This is a genomic window from Streptomyces sp. NPDC036815 (genome assembly GCF_055609205.1).
On the sequence record NZ_JBVJPW010000003.1, the window covers coordinates 73,109 to 85,193 of the forward strand.

11 protein-coding genes and 2 pseudogenes are annotated in these 12,085 nt (G+C 69.9%); 9 read left to right on the forward strand and 4 right to left on the reverse strand.

Annotation, left to right across the window (positions count from 1 at the left end; genetic code table 11):
• Positions 1-364: 364 nt before the first annotated feature.
• Positions 365-2,224 carry an ABC transporter ATP-binding protein gene (locus ACZ69I_RS09075; RefSeq protein ID WP_470831578.1) on the forward strand — a complete coding sequence of 620 codons (1,860 nt, stop codon included), beginning with the start codon at positions 365-367 and terminating at the stop codon, positions 2,222-2,224.
• A 61-nt stretch (positions 2,225-2,285) separates the two neighbouring features.
• Here ACZ69I_RS09075 and ACZ69I_RS09080 read toward each other — a convergent pair whose 3' ends face one another.
• The gene (locus tag ACZ69I_RS09080; RefSeq protein ID WP_470831143.1) at positions 2,286-2,948 is read right to left on the reverse strand and encodes an O-methyltransferase; all 663 of its coding nucleotides are present in this window, start codon (positions 2,946-2,948) and stop codon (positions 2,286-2,288) included.
• Positions 2,949-3,018: 70 nt separating this feature from the next.
• Here ACZ69I_RS09080 and ACZ69I_RS09085 point away from each other — a divergent pair, with 70 nt between their 5' ends.
• The 4 genes and pseudogenes from ACZ69I_RS09085 to ACZ69I_RS09100 all read left to right on the forward strand — a co-directional run.
• On the forward strand, positions 3,019-3,693 hold the full coding sequence (locus tag ACZ69I_RS09085) for a TetR/AcrR family transcriptional regulator (protein ID WP_470831145.1): 675 nt from the start codon (positions 3,019-3,021) through the stop codon (positions 3,691-3,693).
• Positions 3,690-4,061 (forward strand): hypothetical protein, encoded by a 372-nt coding sequence (locus ACZ69I_RS09090; protein ID WP_470831147.1) that lies wholly within the window; start codon positions 3,690-3,692, stop codon positions 4,059-4,061. Before ACZ69I_RS09085 ends, ACZ69I_RS09090 begins: the two co-directional genes overlap by 4 nt.
• Before the next feature lie 97 nt (positions 4,062-4,158).
• A pseudogene (locus ACZ69I_RS09095) lies at positions 4,159-4,301 on the forward strand (IS21-like element helper ATPase IstB); the annotation flags it as partial.
• 151 nt (positions 4,302-4,452) lie between these two features.
• Positions 4,453-4,728 (forward strand): annotated as a pseudogene (locus ACZ69I_RS09100) (hypothetical protein); the annotation flags it as partial.
• A 52-nt stretch (positions 4,729-4,780) separates the two neighbouring features.
• On the opposite strand, the gene ACZ69I_RS09105 reads toward ACZ69I_RS09100, so the two are convergent.
• From ACZ69I_RS09105 to ACZ69I_RS09115, 3 genes are all read right to left on the reverse strand, one after another.
• Positions 4,781-6,640 (reverse strand): eCIS core domain-containing protein, encoded by a 1,860-nt coding sequence (locus tag ACZ69I_RS09105; RefSeq protein WP_470831149.1) that lies wholly within the window; start codon positions 6,638-6,640, stop codon positions 4,781-4,783.
• Positions 6,641-6,669: 29 nt separating this feature from the next.
• Positions 6,670-7,344, reverse strand: a complete 675-nt coding sequence (locus tag ACZ69I_RS09110) for an AfsR/SARP family transcriptional regulator (RefSeq protein ID WP_467678122.1) — start codon at positions 7,342-7,344, stop codon at positions 6,670-6,672.
• Positions 7,345-7,544: 200 nt separating this feature from the next.
• Positions 7,545-7,715 (reverse strand): hypothetical protein, encoded by a 171-nt coding sequence (locus ACZ69I_RS09115; RefSeq protein WP_467678120.1) that lies wholly within the window; start codon positions 7,713-7,715, stop codon positions 7,545-7,547.
• A gap of 210 nt (positions 7,716-7,925) precedes the next feature.
• Here ACZ69I_RS09115 and ACZ69I_RS09120 point away from each other — a divergent pair, with 210 nt between their 5' ends.
• From ACZ69I_RS09120 to ACZ69I_RS09135, 4 genes are all read left to right on the forward strand, one after another.
• Positions 7,926-8,222, forward strand: a complete 297-nt coding sequence (locus tag ACZ69I_RS09120) for a hypothetical protein (RefSeq protein WP_467678118.1) — start codon at positions 7,926-7,928, stop codon at positions 8,220-8,222.
• A gap of 65 nt (positions 8,223-8,287) precedes the next feature.
• Positions 8,288-10,234: a phage tail sheath subtilisin-like domain-containing protein gene (locus ACZ69I_RS09125; RefSeq protein WP_467678116.1), complete on the forward strand. Its 1,947-nt coding sequence runs from the start codon at positions 8,288-8,290 to the stop codon at positions 10,232-10,234.
• A gap of 31 nt (positions 10,235-10,265) precedes the next feature.
• Positions 10,266-10,766, forward strand: coding sequence for a phage tail protein (locus tag ACZ69I_RS09130; RefSeq protein WP_389908035.1), 501 nt, complete (start codon positions 10,266-10,268; stop codon positions 10,764-10,766).
• Between the two features lie 2 nt (positions 10,767-10,768).
• Entirely contained in the window at positions 10,769-11,638 is an 870-nt protein-coding gene (locus tag ACZ69I_RS09135) for a T4 family baseplate hub assembly chaperone (protein ID WP_470831151.1), read from the forward strand.
• Positions 11,639-12,085 lie beyond the last annotated feature (447 nt).

Genomic DNA, 12,085 nt, shown 5'->3' on the forward strand with positions numbered 1-12,085 from the left:
ATGAATAGAACGCAAGTTCACAGAACGCCCCTCATTCGGGCCGTGACGACCCCGGATCAGCCGCGTTCTTGGAGCACTAGTGCCACTTCACCGCCCAGATGGAGGACAACATGTGCCCTACCGCCGCTCCCGCGCATCGGCCCCCTGGATTCGAACGGCAACCCCGTCCGAGCGCACACAGCGTTGACGGCACGCTCAGCCCCGCACGACCGGATACGGGGTGGACGGCATGAGCGAGCACGCCGATGCATCGCCCGACAGCGTCCCGGGACCGCGCACCACCCCACCCCGGCCCGCCACCGCGACGACCCCCTCCCCCGGCGACACCTCCGCTGCCCCCGACGCTCCCTCACCAGAGCCACAGATGCGCTACGTCGACCTGACCGGAAGCCGTGAGGCGGCCGGGCGGTCGATCCGGATGCGTGACATGGCCAAACGCCTGCCGCAGTTGGTGCGCCGCTCGTTGGCGCTCGCCTGGCGGGTCGACCGGCGCGCGACCGTCGGACTCCTGCTGTGCCAGGCCGCGGCCGGCGTGATGCAAGCCCTGGGGCTCGTCGCCATCAGCGGCACCCTGACCGCACTCCTCGCCAGCGGCGACGTCTACCACCGGCTCCTGGAGGCGTGGCCGTCCGTGGCCCTCCTGGCAGGCGCGTCCGGGGTCCGCGCCCTCCTGGGGATCACCGTCAGCTGGCTCTCCTCCCGGCTGGGCCCGCTGATGTCGCGCGAGGCCGAACAGATGCTGCTCACGGCCTGCGCCGAGGTGGAGCTGTGCGCCTACGACGAGCCCGACTTCAACCGCGACCGTGACGCGGCCGACCGCGGCGCGGAGGTCACCGGGGACCTGATCGACGAGGGCCAGGACCTGATCGCCTCGGGGGCCTCGTTCCTCGCCGGGGCGATCGTGCTGGCCGGGGTGCACTGGGTGCTCCTGCCGCTCCTGGTGGCGGCCAGCCTTCCGCAAGCACTGGCCCAGGTCAGCGCCGCCCGCGTGCGCTACCTCGCGAACATGCGCAGCAACGGCGACCGGCGCATGCTCTCGGTGCTGCGCTGGCACATCTACACCAAGGAAGCGGCCGACCAGATCCGCGCGGGCACCATGGCCGGATTCCTCTCGGGCCGGTACCGGCAGACCGTCTCCCGGATCAACCGTGAGGACCGGGCCGCCGCCGACAAGGGCGCGCGCATGTCCCTCGTCGGCGCCCTGTGCGGAGGCGTCGGGCCGGCGGTGGTCTGGGCCGCAGTCGTGATTCTGCTGGCCACCGACCGCATCACCGTCGGCCACGCCGGGACGGCTGTCTTCGCCCTCCAGGCCGTGGGCCAGTCGGTCCGCGGGCTGGTCAGCGTCGGTGCGCGAACCATCCGCACGGGGTTGTACATGGACGACTGGAGCGGCTTCCTGGACAAGGCGGGTGGGTTCCGCATGTGCCGGGGCCCGCACCGTCCCGAGCCCCCGAAGAAGATCGAGATCAGGTCGCTCTCGCACCGCTACGCGGGTAAGGACAGCAACGCCCTGTCCGGCGTCTCCCTCACCTTGCGGCGCGGCGAGGTCACCGCACTGGTCGGCTTCAACGGCTCGGGGAAGTCGACGCTGTCCAAGCTGGTGAGCGGTCTGTATCTGCCCACGGAGGGACACGTGTTGTGGGACGGCACACCCACGGACGAGGCCGACCCCTACGAGTTGTGGCAGCAAGTGGCCCTGGTGCCGCAGGAATACGCGCGCTGGCCGCTGACCGTGCGCGAGAACGTGACGCAAGGGCAGCCGACGGTCCGCGGCGACGCGGCGGTACGGGAAGCGTGCAAGGCGGCCGACGCCGACGAGGTCGTGGACAGGCTCGGCTCGGGCCTGGACACGCTCCTCGCCCGCGAGTGGCTCAGCGGCGAGGAACTGAGCGGCGGCCAGTGGCAGCGCATCGCCCTCGCACGGGCCTTCTTCCGCGAGGCCGGACTGCTGGTGCTCGACGAGCCGACCGCGAACCTCGACCCACGGGCCGAGTACCGCGTCTTCCGACGCCTGCGTGACCTCGCCCGGGACCGAGTGGTGCTTCTCGTGACGCACCGCATCACCAACGTCGCCGTAGCCGACCGGATCGTGGTCCTCGACGAGGGCCGGGTCGTGCAGGAGGGCACGTACGAGGAACTCGCCCAACAACCGGGCCTGTTCCAGCAGTTGCTGTCCTACCAGGTCGCTTCCGAATCGGACGGGCAGAAACACACGCCGTCCTGACCGCCGGAACGTCGGCGCGTCGAAGGCGGGTCTCCACAGCTGATCACGACGTCGTACGGGCCTAGAGACGGCAGCTGATCTCCATGCCGTCCTCCACGGGAAACGTGACGCTCTGATAGCCGTTTCGGGGGTCACGGACGTAGTCGAGGTAGGGCGCGAGGTCCTCCAGGTCGACATCGTCGGCGACGACGAGGGTGCCGGGCGCGAGGCGTGGTTCGAGGAGTCGCAGGACGGGCAGGCACAGGTCCTTCCAGCCGTCGAGGAGGACGAAGTCCGCGGGGTCGGCGACCGCGGCGAGGGTCTCGCGGGCATCTCCTTCGAGGACGGTGATCAGGTCGTCGAGGCCCGTCTCGGTGAACGTATGGCGGGCGGCCGCGGCCTTCGCGGCGCTCAGTTCCGTACTGATCACCCGCCCCATCCCGTTGTCGCGCACCGCGGCGGCGAGATGGAGCGTGGAGATGCCGAAGGACGTGCCGAACTCGACGACGGTGGCGGGGCGCGCGGCCCGGATCAGGTTGTAGAGGAGGCGGCCGCCCTGGGCGGAAATCGGCATGTACACCTCCGCCTTCGCATCGGCCTGCTCCTGCGGGTCGAGAGGCGCGAAACCATGGGGCCACGCCTCCCGGATCCGCCTGCTGGTCGCCTCGTCCTGCTCGGCGTGCCGGAACATCCGGTCGAGGGCCGAGGTGACGCGGGGGTCTTCGAGGGTGCTGGTGGCTGTCATGGACCTAGACTAGACGCACCGTTGCGTTGCGTCTAGAGGTTCTGACCTATTCTGACCCCAGGAGGCAGACATGGGACGAGGAAGTACGGCGGCCGCGGCGGCCGGGCCGGAACCGGCGGCACGCCATCACGGCAACAGGCACGGCCGCAGCGAACAGGCCCGGCAGGCAGTACTGGAGGCGGTCGACGACCTCCTGGTCGAGAAGGGCTTCACCGGCGTCACCATCGAGGGCATCGCCGCCCGCGCGGGCGTCGCCAAGCAGACCGTCTACCGCTGGTGGAAGACCAAGACCGACATCCTCCTGGACGCCTTCCTCCAGGACGCGGCCGAAGCCCTGGTCCCGCCGGACCACGGCGACCTGGCCCCGGACCTGCGCGCCCACCTGCGCCAACTGGCCCTGTTCCTCACCCGGTCCGACGCGGGAGCCGTCTTCAAGGCCCTCATCGGGCACGCCCAGCACGATCCCGCGTTCGCCGCCGCCCTGCGGTCGGGGTACCTCGACGAACAGCGCCGACGCGACCGACTCCCGCTGGAACGCGCCGTGGAACGGGGGCAGCTCGCCGCCGGACTCGACATGGCGGCGGAGATCGACCAACTCGTGGGACCGATTTACCACCGCGTCCTGGTGACGGCGGAACCCGTCGACCAGGCCTTCACCGACCGCCTCATCGAGGGGTTCCTGCACCGCACGGGCGTAGACGACGTATCCGACGTAGCCGACGCAGGAGAGATGGGGAACAGATGACTCTGAAGGCAGGCCAGCGCGTGGTGCTGGCAGCGGACACCAGGCTGACCGATTCGGCCGAGGTGTCGGGGGTCGTCGTCGGGTTCCTGTCCCTGGCGGCGGGCATCGGCGGGACCGTCGAGCAGGTGGTCGATCACGAGGACGAGAGCGACGACGTGCGCGAGTACGAGCGGCTCAAGTCGCTGCTCGACGCCTTCGGGCGCGAGATGCCCACGGAGAGCAGGAGGCAGCTCGAAGAGAAGGTCGGCTCCCTGGAACCCGCGTGGACCGCCTTCCAGGAACGGGCGCCTCACGTGCGCGTGCGGGTCCGCTTCGACAACGGATTCATCCTCGACGGGGCCCAGGAGGATGTCTTCGTCCCTGCCTGAGGACGCGTCCCGGGACGAGCAGGTGGCCAGCTGCGGTGCTCGCGCCAGCGGGTTCGTGGACTGTGAGAGCGCGTGTCGCTAGGCGGCAGATCCCCTAACCTTCACCGACCCTCGGCTCTGCGCGGCCATCCTCGACCGGCTCACCTTCAACGGCGCCCTCATCGAATGAGTGGCACCGTCCCAGCTCAGGTTGTGACGAACCGTCCCGCCGCACGCGCAACTAGAGCGACCAACGGTTAAGTGCCGCCGAGTGACATCAAAAGTCATCGCGATCGACCACGCCGACACATCCTCAGTCACGCCCTGACTCACCACGAACGAATCCCGTTCAGGCCCGCCTGCGTTGCCCTGCGGGAGGCGGTGAGCCCTTCGTGTGGTTCATCCACCCAGGGGTGCCGGGTGTGGCTTTCAGAACTCTGCCGCTTGTGGCTCCTGTGGAATCGAGATACCCACCTCCCGGGCACCTGGTCTGCACGAAGCCCTGACCGGACTCGGCGAGGGCGACTTCGTCATCGTCGACGGCACCCTCATCCCCACCGACCGCATCAAGGCGGGCGGACCGTGCCTGCCAAGGCGCCGCCACCACCTGCGCACCCCCTGCTATCACCACCGCGAACAACCCGAGCACTATCAGGAGTTCAACCGTGACCACGCCCGGCTGCGGGCTCGCGGAGCCGAGGGCAGGTCCGACTGCACGGGCGCCTCGCTGACCCCGCGCCTCACGGCACGTACTGCACGCTCCCCGGCGCGATCAGCGTCATCGGCCCTATCTGCCACAGCCGTCCGGGCGGTTCTGGCTGGATCGCGTCGAACTGCGTCGGCCAGGCCCCGCCGGCCGGCAGCCGCGTCTGTTTGAAGGTGTACCGCGTCCGGCCGAAGGTGTAGCCCTGGAACGCGGCCAGGGAACGGGCAGGGTCCCAGACGTCGCAGATCTTCTCCACGTCCGTCCGGTAGCTCAAGTGGTTGGCGGCGACGTAGAAGCTGATGAGGTTGGACGGCAGGTCCTCCTCGGAGAACGACGAGCCGGTGAGGAAGTCCGTCGAGCCCTGCGTCTCCTCGAACACCGTGGAGACGGCCATGAAGATCGCCAGGGACACGCGCAGCACCTGGTCGGGCGTGAGCGGTTGGAGGATCTTCGAGAACACGCTCGCGGCGTTGACCGTCACCCCGTGGAACGCGCTCCGCTGCGTGGCGATGACGTTCTCCGCGGGCAGCGGGCGGAGGAGTTTTATCGCGACGGCTCGGTTGCGGCGCCGCCCTTCCTCGTGGGTGTTGCTCGCCAGGTACTGCTGCGCACTGGCGAACGTCGTCGCCGTGAAGCGCTTCTGCAGGTCCTCGGGGAACATCCGGAGCACGGCCAGCGCCCTGGCCGCCCGCAGGTCCACGTTGGCGCGCTCCACGCCCATGCAGTCCGAGAATCCGTAGATCTCCCCCGACGCCTTGGGGTCGGCGGCGAGTTCCGTGGCGATCGGGGAGAGGGCGCCCGCGAACAGCGCGGCATCGGACTGCCCGACCCCGAAGCCGTACAGGTCGGTCTCCGTGTGGTTCGGGAACTGCGTGCGCTCGAACAGCGGCGCCCGCGGGCGGGCCGAAGCGGCGCGCTCGCCGGGCGCGTACTGCCCCGGGCAGTCCTCGTACACGCCGACTCCCGGCTCGTCGTGCCGTACCGCGTGGTGGCCGGGCTGCCCGGAGCGCCCGGCCTCTTCCGCGCTCAGCACCGCGGACGCCGCCCGCACCTGGCTGATCAGAAGCTCGGCCGCGTCCGGCCGGACGTGGCCCCAGTCGATCCACCCGCAGTGCGTGGAGTAGCTGTAACGGGGCCGGGCTTCCTGGACGCCGTCCGCGGTGACCTTGCGCTGGACGGCGGGGGCCGTCGCGCTCGGCCCTCCGGCGGCGGGGGAGTCGCTCCCGGCCTGGCCCGTGCCGCCCGTCTGCTGCACCACGTGGGTCAGTTCGTGTGCCAGTAGCCGCTGTCCCTGGATGGTTTCCGGCGCGTACTGTCCGGCGGCGAAGACCAGGTGGCGGCCGAGGGTGTACGCGTCGGCGTGCACCGCACGTGCCGACGCGGCGGCGCCGGCGTCGGTGTGGACCCGTACATGGCCGAAGTCACGGCCGAAACGCGGCTCCATGAACGCGCGAGTGACGGCCGACAGCGGTTGGCCGCCGGTGGCCGGTGCCACGGTGTCGCCCGGCGCGGCCTCGTCGGCCGACACGCGGCGGCGCACGAGGGGCGTCCCGCCTTGCGCACCCGGCGCCTCGGTGATGCGCTCGGCGATCCGGTCGGCTTCCCGCTCGTACGCGTCGCCGGTCGGTCCGACGGTCAGCTTGGGCTGCGCGGCCCCACTCGGCCCGCAGCCGTCCCCGCAACCACACGGCGCGGCGGGGCTCATGCCGTCGTCCTCGTCCCAGTCGCCCGTCCCCCAGCCGTCCGCGGCGGCACGCTGCAGATAGCCGTTGCCGAGGCTGCGCTGAAGCGTCGGGCTCCCGCTCCCCGCCTCCGGGACCGGCGCCGCGGACCGCTCCCGCGTCGCGGGCACCGGGTACGGCAGCGACCCCTGGTGGTCCTCGGTGGTCAGCATGGTTTCCCTTCCGGCGGCCGGGGTGCGGATCACCCCTGCCGACTGGCGTCCCTCTCGCCCCTACCACCGCTGCGCGCGTCGCCGCCGTCCCGCAACAAGTCCGTGAGGTCGGGCGCCGGCTCCACCCCGAGCTCACGCTCCAGGAGGCGCGCGTACATCTCCAGGCCGCGCCGGCCCTCCACCCAGTTGCCGGCGGCCAGATGCGCCAGGAGGAGGGTGCGTTGCGCGCTCTCGCGCAGCGGCTCGGCGCTGACCGCCGCCATCGCGACGTCCACGGCTTCCGCATGGCAGCCCATGAGCCGCAACTGTTGGCTCTGCGAGTCCAGGGCGTGCAGGAGTCGCTGCCGGACGCGTTCGCGCTCCATCAGGGCCCAGTCGTCGTACCAGCCGGGCAGCAGCTCCAGCGCCTCCAGGCCCGGCGGCGCGGAACGCAACTCGTCCTGCGTCGCCGTGTGCTCGATGACGCGGGTCGCCCACGCGCTGACCGCGTGCAGATCGACGACCACGTCATCGTGCACGGTCAGCCCGTGCTTGTCGGCCGACAGCAGGTGGACGTCCACGCGGTTCAGCCGCCACAGCGCTGAGCGTAGGTTGCCGTGCGCCCGGTCCTCGTCGGTGACCGGCCACAACGAGCCCGCGGCGTAGGCCCGGTCCACCCGAAAGGGGCGCAGGGCGACGAAGGCCAGCAGGCGTCGGCAGCTCATCGGAATGTCCACCCGTCGTGTTCCGACGCTTACGTGGAGTTCGCCGAACAAGTGGAGCACTGGAGGTGGTGCACCCATGTCTCCAGAGATCAGAAAGTACGGAAAAGATGGTCCCATCAGACCCCCGCCCGGAATTCACCAGTCGGAGAAATCAGGCGATGGGTCGCCGTTCAGCCGCCAGGTGCCGGATGCTCGTTGTATCAACTCCCGGGAGTTTCGGCGAGGAAGGACTGCAAGAATTCCCGCATCGTCTGTAGGGCCGATTCGACGTCTGCGGTAGATGATTCGGCGCCCATCGAGAATCTGTCGATGTCGGGGTTGATCTGCAACGTGATCAGCGCTCCGTGGCTCTGCGCCAGGATGCGGACCACGCACACTCCGGTTCTGCCTCTTCCGGACGTCATGATGCCAGCCTGTCGCCGTCTCGTCACCGTGGCGTTGCCGCGGTCGGCGCGGGGTCGGACACCGGCCCGTGGTGACGGACGGGTGACGGCGCAGGGTGATGCTGGCGTCGTGGCTCCGGCGCTGCCGCCACGGGAGGCGGCATGACGTGGGGCGCACCCGCAGTGAGGAGATTCGACGTGGCCGTAAGGATCAGAAGTCTCCTTCCCTCCGTGCCGGTCGTGGTGGAGCTGGCCTCGGGGAGCGCGGTACGGCTGTCTCCCGGGGAGGTCTCGCGGGAACTGCCCGACGCGGAGATAGCCGGCAGCGCCAAGGTGGAGAAGCTGCGGGCGCAACGGGTGATCGCGGTCGAGGGCGTACCGGCGGAGACCACCGAAGAGGTTGTGCAGGAAGCCGAGCCGGCCCCGGAGCCCGCCGAATCGCCGGGTCGGAGGAGAAAGGCCGCCGCCAAGCGGCCCGAGGCACAGGACGACTGAGGGAGCCCGAAATCGGCCCGCAGTACGAATGCGTCGGGCTGACTGTATTGCGACAGGAGACGACCATGGCGACTCTGACTTATCCGGGTGTCTACATCGAGGAGATTGCCGGCGGGACGCGCCCGCTCGACGTCGCCAGCACGTCCACGGCGGCCTTCGTCGGTTTCGCCGAGATGGGCCCGGAAGAAGCCACCCGCATCACGAATTGGACGGAATTCCAGCGCCGGTACGGGACGTATACGGACGATGGATATCTCGCGCACAGCGTGTTCCAGTACTTCAACAACGGCGGGCGGCAGTGTTACGTCGTGCGCGTCACCCGCACCGACGCCGCGACCGCCACCGTCACCGTCAACAACCGGGCCACGCCGGTCGCCGGCGGCATGACGTTCTCGGCCCGCAGCAAGGGCGCCTGGGGCAACACGCTGTTCCTCCAGATCGAGGACGGAACGCTCGACCCGGGCAACGAGTTCAAGGTCAGCGTGCGACGCCAGGTCGACCCGGCGGTGGTGCCCGCCAACTTCAAGGACACCGCCCCGCTGGAGGTCTTCGACAACCTCAGCGTCGACCCGACCGCCCCGAACTACGCGGTCAGCGTCCTGGCGCAGAACTCCACCCTCATCAGCGCCCAACTGCTGTCCGGCAACCTCAGCGTGCAGCGCGGCATCCACCGGGGCGGCTTCGCACCGACCCTGCCGCTGAACGGCAACCTCGGTTTCCAGATCAACCTGGACGCCGACGGGTTCCAGGCGGTCACGCTGCCCGCGCCGGCCGGCGCCTCGACCGTGCTGGCAGACGTGGCGACGGCGGTGCAGACCGCGGTGCGCGCCCTGACCCGGAAGAAGACGTCCACCGACGCCACGGCCTTCACCGCTTTCACCTGCGCCGTGGAGACCGTGGCCGGGCAGTCCCGGTTCGTCCTCCAGTCCGGCACCACCACCCTCGCCACCTCGTCCGTACGCGTCCAGCCGGCGGCGACCGCGGACGCCACCGGCCTGCTCAAACTCGGCGCAGGCAACGGCGGGCGGTCCGAGGACGGGGCGGCGGTCCGGCGCCCCACCAGGGCCGACGTCGTGCAGATCGGCGACGCGGCGCTGACCGCTCCGGTCATCGCGCCGGTGACGCTCGGCAGCGACGGCGTCGCCGCGGTGACGGAGACGACGTTCAGCTCAGGCTTCCCGCGACTGGACAACGTGACGGACTTCAGCCTCCTCGCCGTCCCCGGCGAGGCGACGACGTCGATGCTGGACCTCGGCATGGCCTACTGCGCCAACCGGCCGCTCCAGGACGTGTTCTACATCGGTGAGACGGGCTCCCACGACGACACCGCCGACGAGGCCGCCGCCTTCCGCACCAAGCTCACGGTCGCCAACTCGTACGGCGCACTGTACTTCCCCTGGGTCAAGGCGCTGGACCCGACCGGCCGGTCCCGGGAGCCCGTCCTGCTGCCGCCCTCGGGGTTCGTCGCGGGACTGTACGCCCGTATCGACGCGAGCCGCGGCGTGTGGAAGGCGCCGGCCGGCACGGAGGCGAGCCTCAACGGCGTGGCCGGGCTCGCCGCGGAGCTCGGCGACGTGCAGCACGGCAACCTCAACCCGCTGGGCGTCGACGTCATCAGGCGCTTCGCCGGCGCGGGAGTGGTCGTGTTCGGCGCGCGCACCATCACCTCGGACCCGGCGTGGCGCTACGTGCCCGTCCGCCGTACCGCGATCATGCTGCGGGTCAGCATCTACAACGGCATCCAGTGGGCGGTGTTCGAACCGAACGACGAGCCGCTGTGGTCGCAACTACGGCTGACCATCGGCTCGTTCATGATGACGCTCTTCCGTCAGGGGGCGTTCCAAGGTGCCACGCCGACGGAGGGCTTTTTCGTCAAGTGCGACGGCGAGACGACGACGCAGACCGACATCGACAACGGGGTCGTGAACGTCCTGGTGGGGTTCGCACCCTTGAAGCCGGCGGAGTTCGTCGTCGTGAAGATCAGCCAGAAGGCGGGCCTCGCGTCCGGGTGAGTGACGACCGCCAGTGGAAGGAGAGCGCCCGATGCCCAAGTTCAGCGTCAACGCGACGCGGTTCGACCCGTACCTCGGGTTCAAGTTCAAGATCAAGGTGGATGGCCAGTACGTGGCCGGCCTGAGCAAGTGCAGCGCACTCAAACGCACCACGGAAGTCACTCCCTGGTACGAGGGCGGGGATTCGAGCGGGCCGCACCAGATCCCCGGCAAGACGAAGTACGACGCGCTCACCCTGGAGGCCGGTGTCACGCACGACACGACCTTCGAGGCGTGGGCGAACAAGGTCAACAACTTTCAGGGTGACGCGGCGATGTCCCTGGCGTCCTTCCGTAAGGACATCAGCATCGAGGTCTACAACCACCAGGGGCAGAAGGTGTTGGCGTACAACATCTTCCGCTGCTGGGTCTCGGAGTACCAGGCACTGCCGCAGCTCGACGCGAGCGGCAACGCCGTGATGATCAGCACCGTCAAGCTGGAGAACGAGGGCTGGGTGCGGGACACCTCGGTGACCGAGGCCAAGGAGACGTAGAGGTGTCCGTGGGGGTACTGCCGGGAGGCTACTGGGACGCCGAGGGGCGGCTGCACCGCGACTTCGAGCTCGCGGTGCTCACCGGGCGCGACGAGGAGTTGCTCGCCGACGCGCGCGCGCCGCAGCCCGCGGCGCTGGTCACGGAGGTCCTCAGTCACTGCGTGCGCCGGCTCGGCGGCATCTCGCCCGTACCGCCCGAGGTGGCCCGGGGACTGCTGGTCGCCGACCGGCAGTACCTGCTGCTCCACCTGCGCAGGGCGAGCTTCGGCGACGTGGTCCGCGCACATCTCGTCTGCCCCTGGGCGGAGTGCGGTGAGCAGGTGTCTTTGGAGTTCTCGCTCGCCGACGTGCCAGTGGAGGAGGCCGGCCAGCGGGCCCCCGCCCACACGGTGACGCTGACGGCCGAACCCCTGGAGGTCACCTTCCGGCTGCCGAACGGGGCCGACCAGGAAGAGCTCGCGGAACTGTCCGCCAGCAACGAGGCCGAGGCCCTGACCTCGCTCCTGGCCCGCTGCGTGCAGCGGCTGGGACCGGACGGCGACCCGCCGGACCAGCGGCGGATAGCCGAGCTGTCGGCAACCGCCCGGTCCGAGATCGAGCAGCGGATGCACGGACTCGCCCCATCCGTCGAGCAGTCGATGGAGGCGCGGTGCGTCCACTGCGGCCGGGTGATCATCGCACCGCTGGACATCCAACGCTTCTTCCTCGGCGACCTGCGCACCGACAGCGGGTTGCTCTACCGCGAAGTGCACTACCTGGCGTACCACTACCACTGGAGCGAACACGAAATCATGGAGCTGACCCGCGACAAGCGGCGCACCTACATCGAGGTGCTCGCCGACGCGATCGGGGTGCTCAACAGTGGCGAATGAGGGCTACCTGCGGGGTGTCTTGGCTGACGGGCGGCGACCGTTCCGGCATCGCGCCCGGGTACGCGCGCTGCTCGGACTCCCTGAGGACACCGGGGTGCGCGTCACCTTCGTGCCACCGCTGCCGGGCGTCGGGTTCGCGTACCTGCGGCCGTGGTACGGCTCGGGGCAACCGTACGGGGGGCCTGGTAGCTCGGGGGTGATGTACGGGATGCCGAGTGGTCCGGATGTGCCGTACGGGCGGTCTGATGGCGGGGATGTTCTGCCGGCCCGGATCGAGTATGACTTCTTCGACGCAGACGCAGACGCAGACGCAGACGAAGACGCAGGTACGGGCAAGGGCGCGGGCACAGACACGGGTGCGGAAGCCGATGCGGAAGCCACCGCGCGTCACGTGGCTGCCAGCGGCGGCCAGGAGGACGAGCAGGACCAACCAAAGCGGCCCACTGC

What these genes read in the sequence shown, in the direction of transcription:
- ACZ69I_RS09110 (WP_467678122.1), bottom strand. Translation starts at nt 7,344, where the DNA reads ATGAGCTGCCGACGCCTGCTGGCCTTCGTCGCCCTGCGCCCCTTTCGG.
- ACZ69I_RS09125 (WP_467678116.1), top strand. Translation starts at nt 8,288, where the DNA reads ATGGCGACTCTGACTTATCCGGGTGTCTACATCGAGGAGATTGCCGGC.
- ACZ69I_RS09075 (WP_470831578.1), top strand. Translation starts at nt 365, where the DNA reads ATGCGCTACGTCGACCTGACCGGAAGCCGTGAGGCGGCCGGGCGGTCG.
- ACZ69I_RS09090 (WP_470831147.1), top strand. Translation starts at nt 3,690, where the DNA reads ATGACTCTGAAGGCAGGCCAGCGCGTGGTGCTGGCAGCGGACACCAGG.
- ACZ69I_RS09105 (WP_470831149.1), bottom strand. Translation starts at nt 6,640, where the DNA reads ATGCTGACCACCGAGGACCACCAGGGGTCGCTGCCGTACCCGGTGCCC.
- ACZ69I_RS09085 (WP_470831145.1), top strand. Translation starts at nt 3,019, where the DNA reads ATGGGACGAGGAAGTACGGCGGCCGCGGCGGCCGGGCCGGAACCGGCG.
- ACZ69I_RS09080 (WP_470831143.1), bottom strand. Translation starts at nt 2,948, where the DNA reads ATGACAGCCACCAGCACCCTCGAAGACCCCCGCGTCACCTCGGCCCTC.
- ACZ69I_RS09130 (WP_389908035.1), top strand. Translation starts at nt 10,266, where the DNA reads ATGCCCAAGTTCAGCGTCAACGCGACGCGGTTCGACCCGTACCTCGGG.